The organism is Acidovorax sp. NB1 (genome assembly GCF_005405905.1).
Taxonomy (GTDB): Bacteria; Pseudomonadota; Gammaproteobacteria; order Burkholderiales; family Burkholderiaceae_C; genus Acidovorax.
In genome coordinates this window covers 31798-57755 of the sequence record NZ_BJHU01000025.1, presented here as the reverse complement: position 1 = coordinate 57755, position 25958 = coordinate 31798, and the positions used below count along the sequence as shown (strand labels likewise).

The following is a 25958-nucleotide window of genomic DNA, read 5'->3' as shown; positions in this document are numbered from 1 at the left end:
TCAATCTTGCTGCTTGGCAAACACATACCCGACGCCCCGCACCGTGAGGATGCGGCGCGGGTTCTTGGCGTCCTGCTCGATGGCTGCGCGGATGCGCCCCATGTGCACGTCGATGCTGCGGTCAAACGCCTCCAGCTCGCGGCCGCGCACGGCTTCCATGATCTGGTCGCGTGTGAGCACGCGGCCCGCGCGCTCGGCCAGTGCCACCAGCAGGTCGAACTGGTAAGAGGTCAGGTCAGCCAGCTCGCCCGCCACCGTGACGGTGCGCGCGTCGCGGTCAATCTCCAGCGTGCCGAAGCGCAGCACCTGCGTGGCCGCCGCTGCGCTGCCGCCATCGGTGCGGCGGCGCAGGATGGCACGGATGCGGGCCAGCAGCTCGCGCGGCTCGAAAGGCTTGGGCAGGTAGTCGTCGGCGCCCAGCTCCAGCCCGATGATGCGGTCCATGGGGTCGCCCTTGGCCGTGAGCATGAGCACCGGCACCTGCGCTGCATGGCCTTGCAGCGAGCGGATGCGGCGGCACACCTCCAGGCCATCCATGTCGGGCAGCATCAAGTCCAGGATCACCAGGTCGGGCAGCGGCCCGGCATCCGGCCCCTGCAGCCGCGCGAGGCCACTTTTGCCGTCCGCACAGTGCGTGACCTGCAGGCCCGACTGGCCCAGGTACTCGCCCACCATCTGTGCGAGGCGGGCATCGTCTTCGATCATCAGCAGTTGGGAGCTCATGGGGGCAGTGTAGTGGGGTCTCCAGACAGGGTTTCATCCTCGCGGTCAGGCGTCTCCTCGTGTTGAAGCCTCCGTAAAGTTGCGGTAAACCGCTCCCTGATGCGTGGTTTGGTTTGCTATAAATAATATAGCTACCAGCGTATAACCATCAGGCGGAAGGCACGGTTTTTACCTTGGAAGCTAGCCACACCAGCACCAGCACCGGCAGCCCCAGTAGCGCCGTCGATGTGAAGAACTGGGCGTAGCCAAACGCATCCACATAGTCGCCCGAGAAGCCCGCCACAAACTTCGGCAGCAGCAGCATCATCGAGCTGAACAGTGCGTACTGCGTGGCCGAGTAGCTCACGTTGGTCAGGCTCGACAGGTAGGCTATGAAAGCCGCCGACGCGATGCCGCTGGCCAGGTTGTCGGCCGAGACCACGGCGATCAGCGCGGTCACGTCATGCCCGTGGCCCGCGAGCCAGGCAAACAGCAGGTTGCTGGCGGCGCTCAGGATGGCGCCCAGCATCAGGATGCGCATCACGCCAAAACGCATGGACAGCACGCCACCCACGAAGGCGCCTGCCAGCGTCATGACCACGCCGTAGACCTTGGTCACGGCGGCCACCTCGTCCTTGGTGAAGCCCATGTCCACGTAGAACGGGTTGGCCATGATGCCCATCACCACGTCGCTGATGCGGTAGACGGCGATGAGGGCGAGGATGAGCGCCGCATGCCAGCCGTAGCGGCGCAAAAAGTCGGCAAAGGGCTCCACCAGCGCGCCCTGGATCCATTCGGCAGCGTTCTTGGCAGGGGGCAGGGCCACCGGGGCGGGCTCGCGCGAGAACAACACGGTGACCACGCCCACGGCCATCGACGCGGCCATCACCAGATAGGCGGTTTGCCAGGCGCCGTTCTGGTACGCCACGGCGCCTTGTGCCGCGCCCTGTACAACACCCTGCAGCACCGCCTGGCCCACGGCGGGCGCGACCTCGGCGCGTGCCGCAATCCACAGCACCCCCGCGCCGGCCCAGATCATCGCCAGCCGGTAGCCTGTCTGGTACGACGCTGCCAGCGCGGCCTGGTGGTTGGCGTCGGCCGATTCGATGCGGAAGGCGTCCAGCGCAATGTCCTGCGTGGCCGAGCCAAAGGCCACGGCCAGCGCGCACCACACGATGGGCCCCAGCGTGTGGCGCGGGTCGGCCAGGGCCATGCCCACCAGGCCCGCCACGATCAGCGCCTGCGACAGCAGCAGCCAGCTGCGGCGGCGCCCCAGCGCCGGAGTGAGCAGCGGGATGGGCATGCGGTCCACCAGCGGCGCCCACACCCACTTGAAGCCATAGGCCAGGCCCACCCAGCTGAGATACCCGATGGTGCTGCGGTCGATGCCCGCCTCGCGCAGGCGAAAGCTCAGCGTGCCCAGCACCAGCAGCAGGGGCAGCCCCGCCGCAAAGCCCAGCGTCAGCATGCGCAGGCTGGCGGGCTCCAGGTACACGCGCAGGGTTTGCAGCCAGGGGGTGCGGGGGGTTGTCTCGGGGGGGAGGTGGGGAGGGGTGGAAGTGGAGGTGTCTGACATGGGCGCCCGGAGGTTTTGTCTATCATCGCCGACGAGCCTTGTCGTCCAGCCCCACTGCCTCCATCTGGGCGGCAGACGTTGCTGCAAACCACAGGGTCGGTCAGTGCCGCCTATTATTCCCAGGACTTACGCAAATCGGGATGCAACAGCCACCTTGGCGTGGCTGAATCCGCGTGCATGAGGCCTGTTTTGCGTCCGTCGTTATTCCTTCAGGTGATCCTGGTATGTGCCTCTTTTGCCCCACCCCTTCCGTTGCGCCCTCGTCCCCCTGGTCTGCACGCCGCGCCTTTCTGCTGGCGGCGGGCGCCGCAGCGGCCACCCCGGTGATGGCGCAGGTGGACGTGGGCTCGTCCTCCAGCCTGCGCAAGCTGGTGCCCGCCGAAACGCTGGAGCAGTCTGCCGCCCAGCAATACCGCCAGATGCTGGAGCAGGCCCGCGCCAAGCGTGCCCTTGCCCCCGACAACCACCCGCAGCTGCAGCGCCTGCACGCCATCGCCAAGCGGTTGATCCCGTTCACTACACCGTGGAACGACCGCGCCAAACAGTGGCGCTGGGAGGTCAACCTGATCGGCAGCCAGCAGATCAACGCGTTTTGCATGCCCGGCGGCAAGATCGCCTTCTACACCGGCATCCTCGACCAGCTCAAGCTCACCGACGATGAGGCCGCGATGATCATGGGCCACGAAATGGCCCACGCGCTGCGCGAGCATGCGCGCGAGCGCATCGCCAAGACGCAGGGCACCAACCTGGCGCTGCGCCTGGGCTCGCAGCTGCTGGGTCTGGGCGACCTGGGCCAGGCGGCGGCCGGGCTGGGCGGGCAGCTGCTCACGCTGCAGTTCAGCCGCTCGGACGAGAGCGAGGCCGACCTGGTGGGCCTGGAGCTGGCCGCACGCGGCGGCTTCCAGCCCGCCGCCGCCGTGAGCCTGTGGCAGAAGATGGGCAACGCCACCGGCAGCAAGCAGGGCGGGCTGGCGTTTTTGTCCACCCACCCCTCAGGCCCCGCGCGCATCAAGGAGCTGGAGCAGAACGTGCCCAAGGTGCAGGGGCTGTACGAGGCCGCGCGGCGCAATGGTTGATTTGCTATCTATTTGATAGCTATAAGGGCATGGTGGTCGCGCGCAGGCGGCCATTTTTGCTTGCATCTTTTGGCCCGCAGGCGCCCTCTCTGGCCGCTGCGTTCACACCGCCTGCACCGGCAGCCAGCGCACGGCCACGGGGCTCTTGCGTGAGAACAGCTCCACATGCGAGTCGATGGCGAACTGCACGCGCGCTAGGCTGGCGTCATCGTCTGCGCTGCAGTCGAAGTGCAGGGCTGCGGCGTCGGCGCGCAGCACACACAGGCCCCAGGGGAAGTGCGCCTCGCCCCGGTGTTCGTCATAGTCCACGCGGATCTTGCGGGTGAAGTGGTAGCACAGGCGCTGCAGGTAGCGGCTGGCCTCGGGGGTGGGCACATGGCCTTGGCGTCGCATCATGGGTGGGTGTCGTTGTTGTGCAAAAAAGAAGGGACTACAGCGGCAACGCCGTGTCGGCCAATACCAGCAGGTTGCCCTCGGAGCAGCGTTCCACGCGGGCCAACACGCCATAGGCGCGCTGCAGCAGCGCGGGGGTGAGCACTTCGGCCGGGTCGCCCGCCGCCAGCACGCTGCCGCCGCCCAGCACCAGCACATGCTGGCAAAAGCGCAGGGCCAGGTTCAGGTCGTGCACCGCCACCAGGCCCACAGCGCCCTGCTGCTGCGCCATGGCGCGCACGGCCTGCAGCACCTGCAGCTGCCAGCGCAGGTCCAGCGCGCTGGTGGGCTCGTCCAGCAGCAACAGGCGCGGCGCGCGCACGATGACCTGGGCCAGGCCCACCATCTGCCGCTGCCCGCCCGAGAGTTCATCCAGCCGACGCAGCGCCAGCGCCTGCAGGCCCAGTGCGGCTACCACCGACTCGATGGCGGCCTCGCGTTGCGCGCTGCTCCATTCGCTGCGGCTGGCGCGCAGTGCGCTCTGCCAGGTTTCATACGCCACGAGCGAGGTGCTCTGCGGCAAAGCCTGCGGCAGGTAGCCCACGCGGCGCAGGCGCTCGCGCGGGGGCAGGGTGGCCAGGTCGGTCCCTTCCAGCAGCACACGCCCTTGCGATGGTCGCAACCCGGCCACGGCCTTGAGCAAGGTGGACTTGCCCACAGCATTGGGGCCGACCACGGCCACCAGGGTGCCCGCGGGCACGGCAGGCAAGGTCACGCCCTGCAGCACGGGCCGGCCGGGGTAACCGGCGGTGAGTTGTTCGAGGGCAAAACCGGTCGTGCCCATCATGCGGCCCTTCTTTGGCGCAGTACCAGCACCATGAACAGCGGCACGCCCACCAGCGCGGTGATGATGCCGATGGGCAGCACCACGCCGGGCACCAGCGCCTTGCTCAGGATGGACGCGAGCGACAGCATCAGCGCCCCGGCCAGTGCGCTGCCAGGCAGGTAGTAGCGGTGGTCCTCGCCCAGCAGCATGCGCGCGATGTGCGGCCCCACCAGGCCCACGAAGCCGATGGTGCCCACGAACGACAGGGCGGTGGCCGCCAGCAGGCTCACGCGCAGCAGCGTCACCAGCCGCAGCCGTTCCACGCCAATCCCAAAGCTGCGTGCCTGGTCCTCGCCCGCGCGCAGCGCCGTGAGCGCCCAGGCCTGGTGCGCCGACCACAGCAGGCACAGCAAAAGCACCGTGCCCACGATGCCGATCTTGGTCCAGGTGGCGCGGCCCAGGCTGCCCATGGTCCAGAACACGATCTGCTGCAGCGCGTTGCTGTCGGCGATGAACTGCAGCAGCCACAAGAGCGCCTCGAAGCTGAACAGCAGCGCGATGCCGAACAGCACCACGGTGTCCACCGTGGCGCCCTGGCGCCAGGCCAGCAGCTGGATCAGCGCCGTGGCGCAGGCCGCGCCCACAAAGGCGCACAGCGGCACGGCCAGGTTCTCGCCCCAGGCCAGCAGCGTGAAGCCGCTGACCACGGCGGCCGATGCTCCCACGGCCGCAGCGGCCGACACCCCCAGCGTGAACGGGCTGGCCAGCGGGTTGTTGAGCGCGGTCTGCATCTCGGCCCCGGCCAGGCCCAGGCTGGCGCCCACCAGCACGGCCATCACCGCGTAGGGCAGGCGCACCTCCCACAGGATGACCTGCTGCGCTTGCGGCAGTGCGCCGGGGGCGAACAGGCCCCGCAGCACATCGCCAAACGCGAAGGTGGAGGGGCCGAGCGCGATGTCGGCCACCACGCTGGCGCACAACACGGCCAGCAGGGCCGCCAGCAGCAGCAGGCGGCGGCGCACAAAGTGCCGGTAGCGCTGGGCCAGCGGGCCCGCCTGCGCCGGGGAGATTGGGGGAGGGGCCAGGGCAGGGGCGGAATCAGGCACGGCAGACATTGCAACAAGGGGTGGGGTGAAGCGCTCAGCGCGCTTGCTGGGCCAGCGCCAGCGCATCGGCCAGGCCGGGCAGCATGGCGCCGCCATGGTCCAGGCCGGGCAACACGGCCATCTGCACGCGCAGCTCGGGCCAGGCGAGGGCGGTGAGCTGCCGGGCCAGCGCTTCGGTGCGCTCCAGCAAGCGGCGCTCGGCCTGCACGGCCGCGCGGGCGGGCGTGGCGGCGGCCTGTGCGTGTTCCAGCCCGCCCACACGCAGCTGCAGCCGCGCCTGAAAGGCGCGCGGCGCTGTGGCGTGGGTTTGTGCAAACTGTGCGGCCGCCTGCAGCACCTGGCCCTGGTTCCACCACACCGAGGGGCTGGTGGCCGCGTAGCGGGTGAACTGCGCCGGGCGCGTGAACAGCGCATGCAGCACACACAGGCCGCCGAACGAATGGCCGGTGATCGTCTGGCGCTGCGCATCGACAGGAAAAGCCTGCGCGATGCGCGGCTGCAGCTCGCGCGCGATGAAGTCGAGCAGCACCTGGGCGCCGCCCGCCTCGGCCGCGGCACTGTCACCCAGGGGCGGCGGTGTGTAGTCGCGCTGGCGCTCGGCGGGGTGGACCACGGCATCGCCCGGGTGGCCCACGCCCACCACGATGGCGGCATCGGGCCGCAGCTCGGGCGGGCGGGCGGCGTCGTTGCGGGCCAGTTGGGCGGCCAGCGCAAAGGCCGCGTTGCCGTCGAGCACGTACAGCACGGGGTGACCGGTGGCGGGCGCGGGGCCTGCGGGGCGCTGCACCCACACGCGCCAGGTGTGGCCACTGGCCGGGTCGCGCAGGTCTTGCTGGTGGGTACCGGGCAGGGTGGCTGCGGCGGCTTGTAGCAGCTCGGGCGCAACAGCGGTGCGCGGGCTGGCGCAGCCCCCCAGCAGGCCCAGGCCTGCCAGGCTGGCGCCTGAACCAGCGGCCACCAGCAGCGCGCGGCGTGCGCCGTGCGGCGGGGAAAGGGCGGACATCAGAGGCTGGTCCAGTACACACCCGTCAGCGGGATGGGCTGGAACTGGGTGAACATCTTCTGCAGCGTGGCGCGCGGGTCCAGGTCGGCAAACAGCTCGGGGTGCAGCCACTTGGCAAACACCTGCACGGCCACCACGTTGAAGGGCGAGTTGTAGTAGTGGTGCCAGATGGCGTGTGCGCGGCCCGGCTGCTGCACGGCCTGCAGCTGGGCGATGCCCCGGCGCTGCGTGGCGCGCACCAGCGAGGCCCGCGCGGCCTCGGGGGTGGCGTCGGCCCCCAGCACGATGCGCAGGGGCGATTTGTCGGCCGTGGCCAGGCTGCCGATGCCGGTGCCGATGTACAGCTGGGGCTGCGTGGCGATCAGGAACTCCGGGTTCAGCGTGCCATGCTCGCCAGGGATGCGCCCGCGCGCTACGTTGTCGGCGCCCGCAGCATCCAGCAGCACGCCCACCAGGCCCACCATGGTGGCGCAGCAGTCGTCGGCCAGCCCCACGCGGTTTTCCAGGAACACGCTGGGGTGGCGGGTGCCCGCAGGCAGGGTGCGCAGGCGCGATGCGACGCGTTCGAGCTGGGCTCGCCAGAAGGTGTTGAAGGCCTCGGCCTCCTGGCGCTTGCCCAGCACGGCGCCCAGCAGCTCCATGCTGCGGGGGGTGTTCTTGAGCGGGTCGTGGCGGAAATCGACAAACACCACGGCCACACCGGCGGCCTCCAGGCGCGCCAGGGTCTCGCGGTCGTTCTTGCTCGGGCCATGGCCACCCGCCAGGCCCAGGATGGCCACCTGCGGGCGCAGTGCAATCGCCTGCTCGTCGCTGAAACTGCCCGCGTTGTTGCGGCCCACGCGCGGCACCTTGTCGAGCTGGGGGAAGCGGCCGCGCCACTGGGCGTAGCCTGCGGCGTCCAGGGTTTCGTAGTCGCCCATCATGCCCACCAGGCGGCGGGCCACATCGTCCCGCTCGAATACGCCCAGCGCGGGCAGCAGGCGGCCTTCGCCCAGCAGGATGCGCTCCACCTTGGCGGGCAGGGTGACGGTGCGGCCGGCCAGGTCGGTCACGGTCTGGGGGGCGTTTTGGGCCTGCGCGGGGGGCGCTGCGAAGACAAGGGCGCAGAGAAGTGCGCAGAAAAGGGCAGCAAGGCCTGGCGCGGAGGCCAGCCAGCGGGGGCAGGAGAACGTCATGGGCGATACGGTGCGTGCAGGGCGGCCCGAAGGGGCTGCGGTCCAAGTGCAATATTGAGAATCATTTGCATTTATTATCGCAAGTTGCTAGCATCCCATGGCGTGGCGCTTGCCGTGTTTGCGGGGTGGAGAAAAACCTTTGCGCAAACCTTCGATGGGGGCGGGCCTTCGCAGGCGGCTCTGCATCTGCGCCTCCACGCCGTCCCGCCGCCTTACCCTTTGTCATCTGCCCCACAGCCCGCCCATGTCCGTTGTCAGCCCCTTGCATGTCCAGCCCTCGGCGCCGCCGTCGGAAGGCATGCAGGCGTCGCTGCAGCGCCATCTGCAGCGGGTGCGGGTGCTGCGCCCCGGGCTGCACCTGCATGCCGACGACACCGCCGATGTGCAGGACTTCACGGCCAGCGGCGATATGGAGGCGGGCTTGCGCATCGTGCTGCTGCTGGAGGGATCGGTGGACGTGAGCTATGGCCCGCGCCGCGTGGCCTTGTCCAGCGCCGCCAGCCAGCGTGCGCGCGAACCGGGCCTGCCGCGTGCGCTGCTGGTGTCGGTGGCCGAGCCCGAGCGGTTTGAGCGGCGCGGCCGCCGGGGCGCCTACGCGCGCCGCGTGAGCGTGGGTCTGGGCGGCGAGTGGCTGGAGCAGGTGGCGGGGCCATCGGCGTCCGACGCCATCGACGCCTTTCGCCGCCAGCATCTGGCCATGCACCACTGGCAACCTTCGGCCCGCATTGCAGCCGTGGCCGAGCAGATCACCCGCGCGCCCGACCTGAGCCCGCTGCTGTTGCACCTGTACCTGGAAAGCCGCGCGCTGGAGCTGGTGAGCGAGGCGCTGGGCAGCCTGTCGCAGCACGCCCCCGGGCCTGCCCCGGCGCCTGCACCCGCCCCCGCACCGGCCGCAGCCACGCTGCGCCTGCTGCCCCATGAGCACCAGCGCATGCGCGCGCTGCACGCCTTCTTGCAGACCGATGCGGCCATGGACATGTCGCTTGACGCGCTGGCGCGCCAGGCGGGCAGCAATGCCAACACGCTGCAGCGCCACTTCCGCGCCGTGTATGGCACCACGGTGTTCGACTTTGTGCGCGAACACCGCCTGCAGCGCGCCCGGCACGCACTGGAGCATGACGGCCTGACGGTGGGGCAGGCGGCCCTGGTGGCGGGTTACAACAGCGCTGCCAACTTTGCGACCGCGTACCGCAAGCGCTTCGGCATGCCGCCCAAGCTGGCGCGCGGAAGGATCTGAAGCCCCCTGAGCCACACAGCGCCCGGGGTTGCCGCCAGAGTCGGCAACTCTTCGAGGCCGTCCAAGCCTGGATGGGCAGGCTTGGAGCCGTGGGCCTCAGCCCCAAGGGGGACGCCACCCGTGGCCTGGCAAAGCCAGCTCCACGGTGGCACTGGCGGGGGCGCGCCCTGTGCAGGCGGCGCGGGTGCGGCAAACATCTTTGTTGGCCTTGCAAACACAGCGTGGCGGGCTGCGTGAAATCATCGATGCATGCCGGTGCAACCCGTCGGCACGCCTCGCCACCCCCTTCTGGGCAGCGCTTTTTGCGGTGCTCCATCAAGGCGTCGATTGGCACATGGAATGAAATCGCACTCATTCTTGTTTGCAATCCGCTGGTAGGCAGCTGGGTGTTTTCTTCCCGTTTTTGATTCAGGACCTCCTCTATGCAGACTCGCCGCCCATCCCGGGGTGCCGCCCCGGCCCATCCTTTTGCCCTGCGCCAGATCGCCCAGGCCTGCGCGTGGACCTTGTTGGCCGGCGCGGGCGCAGCACTGGCGCAAAGCCCGGCCGCGCCGGTGGCGCTGAAGGAGGTGACCGTGAACGCAGCGGCCGAAACGCCCGAGAGCCTGCCCGCTGCCGCACCCGGCGGCCGGGTGGCCCGGGGCACGCGCCTGGGCGTGCTGGGCAATGTGGGCGTGATGGACACGCCCTTCAACATGACGGGCTACACCGCCGAAGGCATTGCCGACCAGCAGGCGCAGACGGTGGGCGCGGTGCTCAAGAACGACCCCTCGGTGCGTACCACCACCAACGAGGGCCACATCGTCGAGAACTTCATCATCCGGGGCTTTGCGGTGGGGGCGGGTTCGCTGGCCATCAACGGCGCCTATGGCCTGGCGCCGGAGCAGAACACACCCACCGAAATGTTTGAGCGCGTGGAAGTGCTCAAGGGCCCCGGCGCCATGATGATGGGCATGCCACCTGCGGGCGACGTGGGGGGCGCCATCAACCTGGTGCCCAAACGCGCGGGCAAGGCGCCGCTCACGCGCGTGACCACCACCTACTCGTCCCAGTCCAACGTGGGCGTGCATGCCGATGTGGCACGCCGCTTTGGCGCAGACCAGCGCCTGGGCGTGCGCGTCAACGGCGTAGTGTCGGGTGGCGAGACCTGGCTGGACCACCAGACCAAGGCGCGCGAGATCGGCCACCTGGCGCTGGACTACCAGGGCGAGGGCTGGAATGTGGAGGCCGACGCCTATTCGCTGAAGAACAAGGTGCGCAAGGGCTCGCCCATGCAACCCATCCTCACCGGCTGGACCACGGTGCCCAAGGCGCCCGATGGCTCCACCAACTTCTTCTACGGCGAGGGCGTGTACAGCAACACGCAGACGCAGGGCCTGATCGTGCGCGGCCAGGCCAGGCTCAGCGCGGGCTGGACGGCGTTTGCCTCGGCGGGCAAGGCGCAGCACGCGTACGACGGCTTCATCTTCGGCACCCGCCCGGTGTGGGCCCCGGCCAATGCCGCCACCGGCAATGCCACGGGCACGGCCTACAACTCCTGGGGTGAGTACGACACGACCACCGCCGAGCTGGGCCTGCGCGGCCAGTTCAGCACCGGCGCCGTGGCGCACAAGCTCATGCTGGCGGCCAACGTGCTGAACTACGAAGGCGGCAGCCGTGCCAACGGCACGGCCGCCATCAACAGCAACATCTACAACCCCCGCCCCATCACCATGCCAGCGGGCGGCGCCGCATCCACCTACAACAAGCTCAACGACGACGCGATGACGGCGCTGAGCGTGGCGGACACGCTGGCCTTTGCCGACGACACGCTGCAGCTCACCCTGGGCCTGCGCGCGCAGCAGGTGCACCAGAAGCTCAGCAAGTACAAGGAAACCGCCGTGACGCCGCTGGTCGGCGTGGTCGCCAAGCCCTGGGGCGAGAACGTTTCGCTCTACGGCAACTACGTGGAAGGCCTGAGCGCGGGCACCACCGTGAAGGCGCCCTATGCCAACGAGGGCGAGACCTTCAAGCCCTACAAAAGCAAGCAGATGGAGGTGGGCGTGAAGTGGGTGAGCGGCAGCCTCACGCAAACGGTGAGCCTGTTCCAGATCAGCAAGCCCGCCCTCATCGAGGCGGGCAACCGCCAGGTGCTCGATGGCGAGCAGCGCAACCGGGGTGTGGAGTGGAACCTGTTTGGCCAGCTGACCCCCGCGCTCACGCTGCTGGGCGGCGCGGCCTACACCGAGGCCGAACAAACCAAGACCGCCAAGGGCGTGAACCAGGGCCGCGCACAGTTTGGCGTGCCCAAGCTCACGCTGAACCTGGGCGCCGACTGGGCCATTCCCGGCGTGCAGGGCCTGTCGGTCAACGGCCGCGTGAACCACACGGGTGCGCAGTGGCTCACGGGCGACAACAGCGTGAAGCTGCCCGCCTGGACCACCGTGGACGTGGGCGCCCGCTATGCCACGCGCTGGGGCGCACAGCCCGTGGTGCTGCGCGCCACGGTCACCAACCTCGGCAACCGCGCGTACTTCGACAGCATCTGGGGCGCAGGCCGGGTGAACGTGGGCGCGCCGCGCGCTGTGCGCCTGTCGGCCTCGTTTGACTTTTAAGGCGGGGCCAGGAAAAGGCCCCCGCCACGGAGACCGGCGCGCGACCTGGTGGGCGCGCCGGGCTTCTGGGTGGGGAATTTGTCGCTATAAATTTAGTAGCTATTCGCGCTTATGCAGAGCGCGGTGGCGGCCAAAAAAGCACAAAATTCAGGGCGTGGTCACCCCGGTTCAGGTGCCACCCACGTAGGGGTTGCTCTTGCGTTCGCGGCCAAAGGTGCTCTCCGGCCCATGCCCGGGGATGAACACCGTCTGGTCCCCCATGGGCCACAGCCGCTGGGTGATGCTGTCGATCAGATCCTGGTGGTTGCCCATGGGGAAATCCGTGCGGCCGATGCTGCCTGCAAACAGCACGTCGCCCACAAAGGCCCGGTCGATCTGCGGCGCATGGAACACCACATGCCCCGGCGTGTGCCCGGGGCAGTGGCGCACGGCCAGCGTCTCGTTGCCAATCTGCACCGTGTCGCCATCCGCCAGCCAGCGCGTGGGCGTGAAATGCTGCGCAGGCGGAAAGCCAAACATCGCGCTCTGCTGCGGCAGCCCGTCAATCCAGAACTGGTCGCCCGGGTGCGGTCCCACGATGGGCAGCCCCAAACGCGTGGCCAGCTCGCCCGTGCCCCCCGCATGGTCGATGTGGGCGTGCGTCAGCCAGATCTGCGACAGCGTGATGCCCAGCCGTTGCACCTCGGCCAGCAGCACCTCCAGGTCGCCGCCGGGGTCGATCACGGCGGCCTGCTGCGTGGCATCGCACCAGACGAGGGAGCAGTTCTGCTGAAACGGCGTAACTGGAACGGTGAGGTAGCGGAGCATGCGGAGCGGTGGTGGTTGTTGCTAACAGAGAATGGATTTTGCAAACAGAATGTAGATCTGTTGATAACAGAGAGTGGACTTTGCGAACATAGACTGGACCTTGCTGACTTGCGGTTGGCACTCTCTGCCGACATGCGCCCGGAGCAGTGTGCTGGGCTAGTGGGTGAGTTTTGCGATTTGGCGAAGTCCGTGACTCACAGCAAGGCTGCTTCCGTTTGCGTTCGGTGTGACTCCAACAAATAAAGTGCGTCGGACCTGAATAAAGTCCGTCGGGGAAATTCCGTATTGAGAAATGAATGCTGCCTCATTTGAGGCGGTTCATGTATCTAAGTATGCGGTGGGCTGCTTCAGGCTGACAGCTGATATTCGATGGCTTCATCCTGTACGTCGGCGGATGCGTGAAGCCGACCTTCGCGAGCACCGGCTCAAGACTGGAACGCGGCATACGAGACCGGTCGATTGGTCGCACATCGCCGTCGCCACTCGAATCCCAGAACGCGACCATTTTGTCGCAGCGGACATGGCCGAGGAGCTATTCAACCGTTAGCAGACCGACTAAGGCGAGAAGTAGCTTGACGCGCCGATCGAATTGCGGCGGACTCTGTAGTTCGATGCGAGCGAAGAGCCAGTGCGGCAGGTATACCGGCGAAAATTGTCCCGCCGCATGTAATCATGTGGCCAGATGCCCGCCTCGTTGCGAGCCGACTCCGCCACCCATGATCGAAAACCTCAAACGCACAATCTGGGCCACCGCCGTCAAGCTCCGCCCAAACATGGATCCTGCCGAGTACAAGCGCCTGGTGCTCGGCAGCATTTTCGGCAGGTACGTCTCAGACACTTTCCAGGCCAAGGGCACGGCAATGACCGCGCGCTTGGCCGGGCCTGCCGACGAATCCCATCGTTCGCAGTCCGGGCGATGAAAAATGAGTGACAGCGAACTCGTCAGGTCAAGTCGAGATGGTGATCAGTTCCACTACCTGTGGGCCGCACAGAGGTGTCTGGGGCTTTTGTCCCTCAGTTCAGACCTAGTAGCGGTGTCGATTGAAGGAGCTTCATCGCAGGAGGGCGGAGACGGTCAGACCGTTGATGCCGGCGAAGAGGTGATAGATGTAGGCGAGTACTACGGCAGCCAAGAGCTTTCCACTGCCAGGCTCTTGAAGTACATGCAATTGAAGCACTCGACCAAGCACGCTTCGGAAGAGTGGACTATCAGTGGCCTGAAGAAGACGCTAAGTGGCTTTGCGAAACGCTGCGTCGCACTAAAGAAGGAACGCGTCGGCTTGCCATTGACCGGCTGGCTAGAGCTGCACTTCGTCACGAACAGACCTATCTCACGGAATGTCGAAGAAACAATCGAGGATGCCGCGAGGAGCCACTCACCGCGTCACCCAGAGGTATTCGCATTCCTCGAAGCGTACTGCGACCTGAAGGGAGCCGACCTTGCAGAGGTCTGCGGCCTCCTTCGACTAGAGCCAGAACAAAAAGGGTTCTTGGAGCAGCGTCGACTACTTGCCCAAGGATTGCGACGATACCTTCCGGGGGCTGACTCTGAGGCGCCTCTTCAACTCAAGGACCTCGTCACGCGCAAGGCGACGAGTGAGTTCACCGGGACGCCGCAGATCACCAAGTTCGATGTACTGAAGTCTATTGGCCGCAGCGAGGATGACCTCTTTCCGGCGCGCTGTCTCATCGAACCTCCCGCTCGCGTTGTGCCTAGAGAGCAAGAGGCCGAACTGGCGCGGGTGATTGTTGAGTGTGTCGGTCGGTGCCTGATCGTTCAAGCCGACGGCGGCGTCGGCAAGTCCGTCTTGGCTCTGAGGTTGCCCTTGCATCTGCCAAGCGGGTCGCACGCCGTCGTGTATGACTGCTTTGGCAATGGCGCATACAGATCACCGAGCGGGTTTCGGCATCGCCACAAGGATGCGCTGGTGCAGATCGCCAATGAACTGGCGGGCGCAACACTGTGCGATCCATTGGTTCCATCAGGAAATGCTGACAGCACAGCCTACACGCGGGCGTTCTTGGCGCGGCTGGCTCAGGCCGTGCAGTCCCTTCGAGCGCGGTCGTCGGACGCTGTCCTGTGGATAGTTGTCGACGCAGCTGACAACGCAGAGATGGCTGCGCAGGACAACTCAGATGGGCACTCCTTTGCTCGTGACCTCCTACGAGAACAGATTCCTGATGGCGTATGCGTGGTTGTGCTCTGCCGACCATACCGAGTCGCACTGCTCAACCCACCGGCTGGCTGTCGTACGGTTGAACTTCGACCATTCAGTAGGCAAGAGACACAAAGTAATCTACGGCAGGTCTTCCCCAATGCGTCGGATCAGGATGTCGACGAGTTTCATCGCCTGAGTTCACACAACCCGAGAGTTCAAGCCGCCGCGTTAGCCGCCCACAGGACGGTGCCTGAAATTCTGCGGGCCCTTGGCCCGAGTCCGACGACTGTTCAAACCCTGATTGAGAACCTTCTTGAGCAAGCAGTTGCGCGAGTCAGAGACGAGGCTGGCGCCTCAGGTGCAGAGTCGATCGATCGAGTATGTCAGGCGATGGCCACGTTGCGACCGCTCATTCCTCTGGGTGTCGTGTCGACGATCGCCTCGGTGCCTGTTTCGGTCGTGCGGAGTTTTGTCAATGATCTTCAACGCCCGCTTCTGTTGCGCGGCGACTTGCTGCAGTTCATTGACGAACCCACAGAGACGTGGTTTCAAGGGAGATTTCGTGCGACGGGCGCTGCGCTGGTTGACTACCTGCGCGCATTGCAGCCGTTGGCACGTCAGAGTGTCTATGTGGCTTCAGTGCTGCCTCAACTCATGCTTGAGGCGGGCCAAGTCGCGGAGTTGGTGGACCTCGCGCTTACGTCGAAGGCGCTGCCAGAAGACAACCCCCTTGAAAGACGCGACCTCGAACTACAACGCCTGCAATTCGCCCTGAAGGCGTGTCTTCGAAGCGGCCGGCATCTCGATGCCAGCAAGATTGCGCAAAAGGCAGCTGGGGAAGCGGCTGCAGACGAGCGTCAGCAGCGCCTACTGTCGGAAAACACTGACCTGGCTGCCACCTTCATTGAGCCGGACCGGATGCTTGAACTGGTGTCAAGGCGAGCGTTTCGCGGCAAGTGGCTTGGCGAGCACTACGCCTACGAGGCAAGCTTCCTCTCCGGTCGACGTGAGCTTCAGCCCGACGCTCGCAGTCGCCTTCGAATCGCACGTGACTGGCTGCGACATTGGTCGTCATTGCCGTCCGAGGAGCGCCGGAAGACTCAAATCGACGACGCATACATAGCCGAGCTTGCCATCGCTCAGTTGAACGTTCATGGGCCCAAAGCTTGCGCTCGCGAACTATCGAGCTGGAGCCCTAGATCAGTGGCATTTCGTGTTGGTCTTTTGGTTGCAGCGCGGCTCGCCGACCTTGGCCGCTTCTCGGACATCAATGCCATCGCGACAGCTGGTATTCGAGACGTTGGCTTGGCGCTTGCCATGACTGCCGTCTTGCAGACAGTCGGCCTTCGACCATCCGTGGACGTGGTCAAGCGGGCAGCCAGGGTTTGCAGCAGACGGTATCTCAACATCCGGGACACGGCGCACTGGAAGACCAACGGCTTTGAGGATGCAGCAGTTGCCGCCCTAGTCTGTGCAGCGCTGCACTATCAAATAATTCCGACCGCCAAAATTGCAGAAGCGCTGCGGCGCCACTATCCGCATGAGTTGCCTCGGGGAAGCATGTCTCGATACGGTGGCCGAAGAGTTCATCTGCTTCGGATTCATGCCCTCCTGGAGAAGCTGGAAGGAACCAACCTCCAGGTGATGGACCTAGCTGATGCCGAGATCAAGAAGGCCCACGAGAAGGCGCGCGGAGGTGAAGGGCCACGTGAAGTTCGGGAGTTCAGGGAGTCGGTTGGAGCACTACTGCCATGGGGCCGCCTGTGGGCATCGCTGCACTTGTCGGCACAGGCAGCCGCTGATCTAGATCGCAGTTGTGCTGACGCGCTGGCCGAATCTAGAAAGGCTGAAGGCTCCAGCTACCGCGAGGAACCGACGACTGCGGACGAGATTGCCGAAGTGTGGGCGGAGGTCTTGTGCGCTAGTCAAGCCGCGCATGAAAGTTCGTGGACTGACTTGATCTCTTGGGTCGAGGGATTGCGCCACCCACTAGCCACGCCGACGACTACGCGCCTCATCTGGTTTGCGGCCCGCCGTGTTGGTTCCCCCAACCTAGCACTCCAACAGACGGCCGCAAAGTTCGCACGCTTGGTCAGTGAACGTGACGACGCCGCATCGACGGCTGGGGCCCTAGTGGCGCTTTGTCGCGCAGTCATCCCTGTGAGCACGCCCGAGGCGAACCAGCTGTTCAAGACCGCTATCGATATTGCCAATCGGGTCGGAGACGAGTGCCTTACACGGTGGACATCGCTGCTAAGTCTTGCGGAGAACGCGGCGGATGCAGCGCATCCTCAAGCCGAGCTCGCGTACCGGACGGCACGAGCAGCTGAGCTGATCTACGACTATGTGGACCGAGACAAGCACTTTGATTGGGAAAGAAGCGTCGAGGCAGTTATATCGCTTTGCCCGAACTCGGCTGTTGCGATTCTTAGCCGCTGGAGAGATCGTCGCTTCGGTCGTTGGCGACGCTTGTTGCCCGTTGCAGTCGAGCATCTTCTGAGGTCAGGGCGCCTGAATTCATGGATCGCACTGTCTCTGATTGGTTTTCGTGCCGACTGGGACTATGCGCCTCACCTCTCCTTGATTCTTGACGGTCTCGAAGAGCGATCAGACAAGGTGAAGGCTGCAGAGTTCTATCTAGACAAGGTTCGATTGGAGCCTCACACACTTGAGACGTGGCTCGCAATCAGGAAGGTAGCCGTTGCCTATGGACTAGCTCTCGACGACATCGATTTAGAGATTGCGCGCGAAGCACAGCGCCAGGCTGCTGAAAACCAAGGAGGCGCCCAGGGAGAGCCTGTAGTTGTCCGTGCAGCCGGACCAGAGGCTCGCCCTGACTGGAGCCGCGTGTTTGGACAGCGCAAACTGCATGACCATATGGATCTGCAAGCGGCGTACGCAAACTACAGAGGGCAGTCCGAACGTAACAATGTCTCTGAGTTCTTGACTCGGGCGCTTGCACACGTGCAACCGGGGGAAGAGGCCGCGATAGTTACAGCGCTGGAGTCCTTCACTGAGTTGGACCTTTGGGACTACCGCAGAGTGCTTTCATCGATCCCCGAGGAGTGGCTCACCCGCATCTCAGTCAGGCCGGCGCTGCGCTCGTTGATAAGAGGCGTCGTAGCGGCACATTGCCTCGAACTGGCTCCGGGCACGTTCTATGAACGGTTGCCACTTGATTTGGCCAGCCATCTGTCGGGGTGCTCGCGACCTGAGCTTTGTGCGCATGCACTTGACGCAATCGGCAAGTCGCATGTGATGCTAGACACCCAGGATCTCTTCAGGGTTGTTAACTTGCTCTCCGAGACCATGACACCGAGCGAATCCCAAGCTGCGCTTGCGTATGGACTTGAGCTTCTCGACGGCGCCATGCGGCCAACCGACGGTGACGGTCCTTGGAAGCCAGAGCTGAGTCCTGAGGCGACTCTCGAAGCGAACGTTGCCGGGTACGTTTGGGCCGCGTTGGCATCACCTGAGGCCTCGATTCGTTGGGAAGCGGCTCATGTGGTTCGGAATCTAAGCGGCTTCGGTCAGATTCAAACACTTGATGCACTTGCGGGGCGGTTGGGAAATCCCGTTTCTGGCCCATTCGCCGACCAGTCCCTTTTCTTCTACTCGCTACACGCGAAGCAGTGGCTACTGATCGCATTGGCACGAGCAGCCCAGGAAGCGCCGGCAGTTGTCGGGCGTCATGTCCCGGTGCTACGAGAAATCGCGCTCGGCCGCGAAATGCACGTCCTCCTGCGGCACTTCGCCGCCGACTGCCTCATCAATGTCGCGCGCGCGGCGTCAGGCGTCATCAGCAATAGCGAGCTTGAGCAGCTTCATGCCGTGAACAGGTCGCCGTTCGCTCAGATCATCTCCAAACAGTATGAGCGATCGACTAGGGATAGTGATACTCATAGCACCAAGCCTTCGAAAGAGGACCCCAGGTTCCTTGTCGGCTATGACTTCAAGAAGCATTGGCCGGACAATCTGGGTCGACAGTTCGCAGTTTCGGGAACCACAGTCGAACGAATGATTGGAGACGTTGTCTGGGATGACTGGCAGCTAGAGGAGAACGGGCATTGGGACCGGGATGAGCGCGGGAAGCGGAAACACTTCGAACGCAGGAACAGCTACTCGTACGGTGATGACGAGCGTTGCAGCAACCTGACCAACTATCTTTCGTATCACGCGATCATGATCGTCGCTGGCAAATTGCTTCGTACGACGCCAGCCCACACCGACCCCGAGAACACCGAGGACGGCTTCACGACTTGGCTGAAAGGTCACGCGCTCACTAAGCCCGATGGGTCTTGGCTTGCCGACAGGCGGGACCCTGCACCGCAGTTGCCGTGGGTCGACTTGGTCATGCCATCCGAAGAGGAGTGGCCCACCTCTGTTCAGCGTGACCACTTCAAGAAGCATCTGCACCTTCCAAATGGGCAAACAATTGTGTGTGGGACCTGGGCCGTACGCTGTGGTCGCCGGATTGAGGAAGTGCGAGTTTCAAGTGCCCTAGTAGCACCTGAACGGGCCACTGCTCTTGTTCATGCACTTCAATGCGCGCGGAGTCCGTTCGAGCATCACTTGCCAAGAGCAGGAGATGATTCCGAAATTGATCACAGTCCTTTCCGACTACGCGGTTGGATCGTTGATCCTCACATCGAGAAGGGGCTCGATCAGTACGATCCTTGGGCTGGCTCCATTGAGTTCCCCCCGTATGCACCGACTGCTGACTTGGTTCAGATGTTGGGATTGGAAGCAGACGCGGAACTTAGAAACTGGCGTCAGCCAGTATCCGGTCACGCGGAAGAAACGATCAGCTGCTCGGTGTGGGGAACATGGGAGGACCCTAATCAGGACGACTACTATGAAGGCAGGCGGGATGGCGGAAGGGTCCTGTCCGCTTCGCCCACGCTCTTGCGTCGGCTTTGCGCAGAGACCTCCATGCAACTCATCTTCGATGTACGAGTGGAACGAAATCTGGCGCGATCGCGTTACGGCAGCGAGTCCGATGACTCGCTTGGTTATACCTTCCCTTACGCGGGAATCTTCTTGCTAATGCCCGATGGAAGCTACTACTCAACTGTCTGACGTGGTCAAACTGGGGAAGCGACTCGTAACCGAGCTTGACGGGGACGAGAACAGGGACACGCTGTCTCATTGGATGGCGCACCACATCGCTGAACTCATGCAGCGACTGGAGGCACAAGGCGCTGGCGATCGGCTAGAGCTTGAGGCCGAGTGTCGGCGCGCCATCTTGGAGCTATGGGCCCATCGAAACAGCTTCAGACACGGTTCCCGCCCCTTCAAAAAGTTGGATCCTCTTCTGAACACGCTTGAGGCGCTTGACCCCGAAAGTGCGTCCTACTTCTACTTTCGAGAACTCGGCGCTCGCGTCGATAAAGTGGACTTGCTAGAAGAACCCGCGAGGCATTGGCTGGACCTTGCGCGATCCCTTGATCGCGGGGCGCGCACGCTCATTGGATATTGCATCTCTAGAGCGGCTGCCGAGACGAAGGACGAATCGGCTGATTGGGTCGAGCTAGCTCAGAAGGTCGAAGGTACCTTGGACACGGACATAAAGCTCGTGCGGATTGTCATTCAGAGCGCAGGTGCCTTAAAGGACATCGTTCCACGGGACGAGCAGTCGGTTCTGAAGGAGATGCTTCAACGCCGAGTTGAGAGCATTGATGGGCTTGCCAAGGCGCTGGCCGACATCCGGGGCCTACTGATCGATCGCATCCGGGAGATCGATGCGGGATCATCCGATCAGACAGCCAAATCAGGTTCTGTGACCACTGTCTCCGAACGACCCGTGAGTGCCCGGTGACGGGCTTGAAGCTGGCTCTCACTTTGCGGGCGTGAGTGACTGCAACCGCAGCAAAGCAGCCGTGAGGCTCGCGCGCCGGTTTACTTGCCCGCTCAGGGCGCCGTGGAAAGGTTGAATCCGTAGGTGTCCAGCTCATCGTTGTAGTTGTTCTGCGTTAGCTTCACCAGCACATCAGCCAAATCCTGCTCGTGGTCCCACCAGTGCGTGTGATCTTTACTGCGCCAAAGACCATAGATCGCGGCCCCGATGCGAGAGTGCATGACGAACAGGATGCCCTTCACATCCTGGTAGTCGGGGTTCTCCAGGATGCCCTGGCGACCCAGTCTTCCTTCGATGGCTGGCTTGCCTTCAAACTCGGGTTCACCGTGGACGAGCTGATCGACATGGCCAAAGCCGACCGACCAAAGGACGCCGGTGTTCACAGACCAAGCGTTCGGCCAACCTGGCGTCACGGGGCGCAGCATCGAGTTGCCAGTCCGAGCACTGTCAATGAGCATCAGGTTCAGTACAAGAAACGTCGTCGCCGCGCTGTATTGACCCCCCTTGATGTTGTTCTGCGTCTTATCGATGAGGTTCTCGCACATCGCGGTGATGCTCCGGTCAGACTCAGTATGGCCGTGCGTAGACAGTTCCTGTTCGTTCGTCGCAAACGTCACTCCGCGCGCTTGCTGCGCGTCAAGGTCAATCTGGCTTTCGACTGCGCCTTCCATCATGGCGTCAATGTTTCGAAACCCATGGGCGACCGACAGCGTCTTCACCTCGAAACGAGGTGCCCATGCGGCTGTACTGTTCAACCTAAAGTCGGGCATTTTCGTCCTGGCCTCTGGCACCCGAGCAATCGGGACCCCATTGGCTTCGGCCAGCATCCAGAACTGAAGTTCACCTGCGAGCTGGAAGAATTTCTCCAGCCTCTTCGCGTCGCCCCACCAGGAGTCTATAGAGAACATCTCCCGAAGCAGCGAAAGGGCGTAGTTGGCGTCAGATTTCTGCTCAGTGAAGCGCATGACCTCAACCAGACTGGCCTTGCGCAACATAAGCAGCGGATGGTGAGCAACGTGGTTATCGTCGCACGCCAGCGAATCAGTGAACAGCTCGTCGAGCGGCTTGGTCATGGTCATTCCCTCTTGGCAGTGCACATCATCTTATCGCCGCTCCTGACAACCAGAGGCTGTGAAGGTTGTCAAGCGCGCAATAAGGCGGCCATAAAGCCGACGCTCGCCACTTTCCGCCTCTGGCCGGGGCCAGGTTTACCTGCGTACTGCCGGAAGCTGACCCTGACAAAAAAGGGAGGCCTTTCCGAACGGTCGCTTTCTCGGCCCGCCCCCCCGATGCACACAGCCGGCCATAAACAGACGGCAGCGAACGGCTGCTTGAAGGTAAGCAATTTAGCCCTACCGACGACCGCAAACCCTCACGCGACGCGGCCGAAAACTAAATGCCGAACGAAACTGTCATTGCTGGTTTCGGCGGGCGGCATAGGCGCGGTCAAATTCCTGCGAAGCTGGACTCAGGGCAAGACCAATTCTCAGCCGATCGTGGATCGGACTTCCCGATGCGCCCTGATGGTTTATCAGCGCGTCCGCATCAGCTACCTCTTGAGCCACTTGCCTCACCATCGCTTCGATGCTGGTCTCACAAAACGAATCGCCCAACTCGAACGCAACCAAGTCGATGAAGACCCTCCAAAGCCGCATTGCTTCGAGCACCTGCATCGGTCGGATGCTGGCCGTAAGCAAGAGAAGCTTCGCCAGCATATTTCGTGCTGGGTGAGGAGCGTCCTGGCGCAGCTTCGCCTTCAAATACCAAACACCGACGAACGAGCCGATCACGACCTCCTGCACCTTCACCTCTGCGAGCAGCTCGCGAGTGATCTCGCTGATGTGACGCATGGTTCGACTCAGATCGAGCCGTATGTCCCAGATTGCGTTGGCGATCGCCATGAAGTCTTGCGACGCGTGCAGCATGCCAATGCCTTCCTCGACGTCGGAAGCCGAAGCGAGCTTCTGTGGCAGCAGGGCAAGTTGGTGGGTAAGGGTGATTTGCAAGCCGACCCGCCACCTGCATAGCTGGGCAACCGCCCGCGCGGCTTCCACTTGTGTCACAAGCCCCGCAGCCGTCATGCCGTGGAGGAGGTCAAGAGTGCAAATGCCGGGCTCCCGCCCTTCTAGGCACCACGTTCGGAAATTCGCGTCATCCGAGTAAAGCTGGTACGAGGGATCAGCTAACAGCGCCTTGGTTTCGTGCGACTCCCGCGAAAACGGGGGACTCGTGACCTGAAAGTTCGTTCTAGGCTGCAGCAGCGATTGGCGCCGCGTGCGCAGGGCGGATTGAAGCGATGCGGCTACTTGCGGGAAGAGGCTGCCGCCCAGAGGCTGCGTGAGTGCCTCGAGCAGTTCGATCGTGCTTTGCGCGACAGCCACCTTGCCGAAAAATTCGAAGCTCTTTTCGAGCAGGCCTAAATCGTGAAGAACAAGAAGCGTGATGAGATCTAGAAGAGGCGTGCGCTTCCGCAGCTCGTCGAGCGGCTTGGCAGCCCAATCGCCTCCCGCCATCGAGAGGTGGTGCTTGCGGTCATCGACTCCCGACTTCTTCGCCACCTCCCAAAGGTGGATCAAGTCATGAACGTCCGACAGGAAGTGCCTCGGGCGCCATGAGTAGGGAAGCGGCAGTAAGCCATCCTGAAGGAGGCGCTCGGCTCGCCATATGAAGCGCTCGCGCTCTTCGGTTATCCCTGCGGCCCTCTTCAACCCGGCCAGGAGCTCCGCGCCCTCCGCGGCCTGCGGCATTTCGAAGCGCCGTAGCACCCGAGAGTCTGGAAAAGCCGTAAAGAAGGCTTCCATCCTGCGACGGATGCTCTCGGCCTGTTCGTTCGAAAGCTTGGCGGTCCCGGGCGCCGTGGCCAGCATCATCATTGACAGGAACACGCCCTCTTCAATCTCGTCCTGTTGATCCGTGAGCTGGCCCATGCGCAGCGCGAGATCCACCAGTCGCGAACTCGCGGGATCTGCCTTCTGGATCAGCTTGAAAAGGAGTTGGACGCATTCGAGCTGCTGGCGCCGATCGGTTGACCGAGCCAGAAGCCTCTCCGCTGCGGCGATTCCCTTGTCGTTCTGCCCCCAACGAACAACGATGTTGACGTAGGTGTTGAGCGCGAAGGTGTCCGCTGTCCCTTTACTCAGGAGGCGCTCAAGGATCCCGCGCGCGGTTTCTGACTCACCCAACCGATCGAGGGCAAAAGCTTTCAATGCGTCGACGCGCGGGTTCGATCCAAACTCGCGCTCGGCCTCATCGGCCAGCGCCGCGAGCCCCTTCCAGTCGTTCAGAGCCATCATCGAAGAGGCCATGCGCATCGCGAGTGCTGACGATAGCCTGTGCTTTTCAAGGAGCCGGCGAGCAACGTCGAGTAGTCGCTGTGCCTCGTCGGCCGACTCTTGCGGCTCGTAGGTTTCGAGCAGCGTCATCGAGGTCGGCAGAGGGTGTTCGAGCTCCTGATCTTTCACTTCGAGCGCTTCGAGCGCCGCCGCGCGATCGAACGGCTTGCTCAGCTCGGCAAGCTGATACGCTAGGGCGGCCCTCTCGGCTTCGAAGCCAGTTTGATCAAGCAAGGCCGACCAACGCGCGACAAGCTCAGTGCGGATCAAGATGGCGGCTGACATGATCGCGCACGCCACCGCGCCCGAGAACAGTTGGTGCCTGGGATCGAGACTCTTCTCGTGCCGCTCCATCGCGGCCACGCACTCCGGATGCGAACGCTTCTCGTGGAGAAACGCGATCTCACGCAGGAATTTGGTGCTGTCGTCCGGAAGCCTCGCGTTGGCCGCCAGCGCCGTGTCGAACTCACCGCATTGCGCGGCGAGTGTGACGCAGGCGCTCTGGATGGACTCGGCCCGCGGCCTCGTGTTCGCCGCGGCGGTTAAGGCGGGAAGGATCTCCCGCTGTTTGCCGAGCATCGCGGCGGTGGCGACCCAGATGTCCACCACGAAATCCGCGTTGCTGGCCCAATTCGCCTCCTCCATGATCTCGACCGCCGCTTGGATCTCGACCCACGCCTGGTGCAGCAACTCAGAATCGGCACCTTTGGGCCCGGACGGGGCCATAACTTCCCCGTCAACCACGGACGATCGCTTCAAAGCAAGATTGAAGCGAGCTCGCGCCTTCAAGATCTGGAAAAGGTGTCGCGTGGAATCTGGAGTGTCGGCTCTCGCCAGACCAGACTCGCACGCAGCCAGAGCGTTCTCCACTTTCGAGAACATCGTCTCGATGACCGCGCGAGCGGCGAGGCTCTCCGGCCCACAAAAAGAGTCGACGATGGCAACCGCCTCATCGTATTTCTGGCTGGCGGCGAGCAGCCTCGCCTTCGCGGACAACACTTCCGGTTCGGTGCCCGGGAGCTGGTCGGCGACGTCGGAATAGTCGTCATCAATATCCGGGTGATAGCGCCGACGCAGCTCGCTTTCGGCCCAAGCCGACCAGAAGCGAGGCTCGCTGTTAATTTCCACCGCCGTCTTGAAGGCCTTGCTCGCCGCTTCAGAGTCATCGTCGGCGGTGGCGAGCCTGCCTCGCAGAAACCAGTATTCGGCCACTGCAAGCTCCGCCGCGCCCGCTAGCATTAAAGAAGCGGATTGGAGTTCTGCGCGCGCCTTTTCGAGCTGGCCGGAATCGAGCCGCTTTCGAGTTGACCACAGATGCCAATCCAGCGTGCCGCGCGTGGGCTCGATCCAGAATCCCTTCGGTGGAGCGGCAAGCGCTTCAACGAAGGTGAGGCTGCGGCCTTCGACGGCGCCGCCGACTCCCTGCGCCAGAGCGAGACGCTTGCCGTCATCAAGGTCTGGACTGATCTTCGAAATGCCCACGTCGAGGGCATGACCCACCTCCGCGAGAGCATTGGCTCTGCGCACGTCCTCGCGGAGATTCGTATCGTCCTCGAGCTTGTTGCTCGTGGGCACTCTCAAGGTCACTCCCTTCTGATCAAGCGGGATCGTCTTGATTCCGACTCGCAGGAGTTCTTCGCGCAGCCATACGTAGTAGGCGGGGCATTTCTTAGGGTTCGGGTCGACGCTTAGGTCGCACAACACCAGCAGGATCGGCTCAGCGACTCCGGCGTAGTAACGCAGAGTCGACGCCGAAAGCTCGATGGAAATGTATTCGCCCGTGGCGTTCTTCTTCGGGTCGGTCGTCCCTTTGAGCTGAACACGGAAGACTTCCTTGGCCTGGTGGTCCTCGACGAACTGGACTTGTAAATCGAAGCCGAAATCGTCGGTGCCTTCCATGCTCTGAGGTGGCCGCCAGTTTGTCGGCAGGTTCACGTTCATGCACTTGACAGCATTGGCGCCGATGTCTTGCGCGTCGCTGGTCTTCGGCAGTCCTTCGTTCGCCACAGGAGCCTCCTTCCGTCGTTTGTTGGCCGCTCTGACCCAGGCTTCCGGGGAGAGTATCCCACTCTACTGGAGCCGAAGACTTAGCGTCGAGATGACGAAGGTCGACGTCTTGCCGAGGCAGCAGACGCT

16 protein-coding genes are annotated in these 25958 nt (G+C 63.9%); 6 read left to right on the top strand and 10 right to left on the bottom strand.

The annotated features are described in order from the left end of the window. Together AvAM_RS11480 and AvAM_RS11475 are read right to left on the bottom strand one after the other, a co-directional pair. Positions 1-723, bottom strand: coding sequence for a response regulator transcription factor (locus tag AvAM_RS11480; protein WP_137747182.1), 723 nt, complete (start codon positions 721-723; stop codon positions 1-3). A 148-nt stretch (positions 724-871) separates the two neighbouring features. After that, positions 872-2278: an MFS transporter gene (locus AvAM_RS11475; protein ID WP_137747181.1), complete on the bottom strand. Its 1407-nt coding sequence runs from the start codon at positions 2276-2278 to the stop codon at positions 872-874. 224 nt (positions 2279-2502) lie between these two features. Between AvAM_RS11475 and AvAM_RS11470 the strand changes: the two genes are divergently transcribed. Beyond that, positions 2503-3354, top strand: a complete 852-nt coding sequence (locus AvAM_RS11470; RefSeq protein ID WP_137747180.1) for a M48 family metallopeptidase — start codon at positions 2503-2505, stop codon at positions 3352-3354. Positions 3355-3456: 102 nt separating this feature from the next. Here the strand turns inward: AvAM_RS11470 and AvAM_RS11465 are convergent, their stop codons facing one another. From AvAM_RS11465 to AvAM_RS11445, 5 genes are read right to left on the bottom strand one after another with little or no spacing between them, the layout of a single operon-like run. Continuing rightward, entirely contained in the window at positions 3457-3750 is a 294-nt protein-coding gene (locus AvAM_RS11465) for a DUF2218 domain-containing protein (protein WP_137747179.1), read from the bottom strand. A gap of 34 nt (positions 3751-3784) precedes the next feature. Next, entirely contained in the window at positions 3785-4573 is a 789-nt protein-coding gene (locus tag AvAM_RS11460; protein ID WP_249368082.1) for an ABC transporter ATP-binding protein, read from the bottom strand. Next, a complete protein-coding gene (locus AvAM_RS11455; RefSeq protein ID WP_249368080.1) occupies positions 4570-5667 on the bottom strand; it encodes an iron ABC transporter permease in 1098 nt (365 codons plus the stop codon). The genes AvAM_RS11460 and AvAM_RS11455 overlap by 4 nt, the downstream gene beginning before the upstream one ends. A gap of 25 nt (positions 5668-5692) precedes the next feature. Then, positions 5693-6661, bottom strand: a complete 969-nt coding sequence (locus AvAM_RS11450; protein ID WP_137747178.1) for an alpha/beta hydrolase — start codon at positions 6659-6661, stop codon at positions 5693-5695. Beyond that, positions 6661-7713 (bottom strand): ABC transporter substrate-binding protein, encoded by a 1053-nt coding sequence (locus AvAM_RS11445; RefSeq protein WP_249368078.1) that lies wholly within the window; start codon positions 7711-7713, stop codon positions 6661-6663. The genes AvAM_RS11450 and AvAM_RS11445 overlap by 1 nt, the downstream gene beginning before the upstream one ends. A gap of 367 nt (positions 7714-8080) precedes the next feature. Between AvAM_RS11445 and AvAM_RS11440 the strand changes: the two genes are divergently transcribed. Together AvAM_RS11440 and AvAM_RS11435 are read left to right on the top strand one after the other, a co-directional pair. Next, the gene (locus tag AvAM_RS11440) at positions 8081-9073 is read left to right on the top strand and encodes a helix-turn-helix transcriptional regulator (RefSeq protein WP_249368076.1); all 993 of its coding nucleotides are present in this window, start codon (positions 8081-8083) and stop codon (positions 9071-9073) included. A 422-nt stretch (positions 9074-9495) separates the two neighbouring features. Then, on the top strand, positions 9496-11667 hold the full coding sequence (locus tag AvAM_RS11435) for a TonB-dependent siderophore receptor (RefSeq protein ID WP_137747176.1): 2172 nt from the start codon (positions 9496-9498) through the stop codon (positions 11665-11667). Positions 11668-11835: 168 nt separating this feature from the next. On the opposite strand, the gene AvAM_RS11430 is transcribed toward AvAM_RS11435, so the two are convergent. Beyond that, entirely contained in the window at positions 11836-12474 is a 639-nt protein-coding gene (locus AvAM_RS11430) for an MBL fold metallo-hydrolase (RefSeq protein WP_137747175.1), read from the bottom strand. 716 nt (positions 12475-13190) lie between these two features. Between AvAM_RS11430 and AvAM_RS11425 the strand changes: the two genes are divergently transcribed. The 3 genes from AvAM_RS11425 (at position 13191) to AvAM_RS11415 (ending at position 20451) form a co-directional block, all read left to right on the top strand. Next, complete coding sequence (locus AvAM_RS11425; RefSeq protein WP_137747174.1) at positions 13191-13394, top strand: type I restriction-modification system subunit M N-terminal domain-containing protein; 204 nt, start codon at positions 13191-13193, stop codon at positions 13392-13394. A 3-nt stretch (positions 13395-13397) separates the two neighbouring features. After that, entirely contained in the window at positions 13398-19712 is a 6315-nt protein-coding gene (locus tag AvAM_RS11420; RefSeq protein WP_137747173.1) for a hypothetical protein, read from the top strand. A gap of 97 nt (positions 19713-19809) precedes the next feature. Continuing rightward, on the top strand, positions 19810-20451 hold the full coding sequence (locus AvAM_RS11415; protein WP_137747172.1) for a hypothetical protein: 642 nt from the start codon (positions 19810-19812) through the stop codon (positions 20449-20451). A gap of 92 nt (positions 20452-20543) precedes the next feature. Here AvAM_RS11415 and AvAM_RS11410 read toward each other — a convergent pair whose 3' ends face one another. Further along, on the bottom strand, positions 20544-21563 hold the full coding sequence (locus tag AvAM_RS11410; protein ID WP_137747171.1) for a hypothetical protein: 1020 nt from the start codon (positions 21561-21563) through the stop codon (positions 20544-20546). A 339-nt stretch (positions 21564-21902) separates the two neighbouring features. Continuing rightward, a complete protein-coding gene (locus AvAM_RS11405; RefSeq protein WP_137747170.1) occupies positions 21903-25829 on the bottom strand; it encodes a DUF4365 domain-containing protein in 3927 nt (1308 codons plus the stop codon). Positions 25830-25958 lie beyond the last annotated feature (129 nt).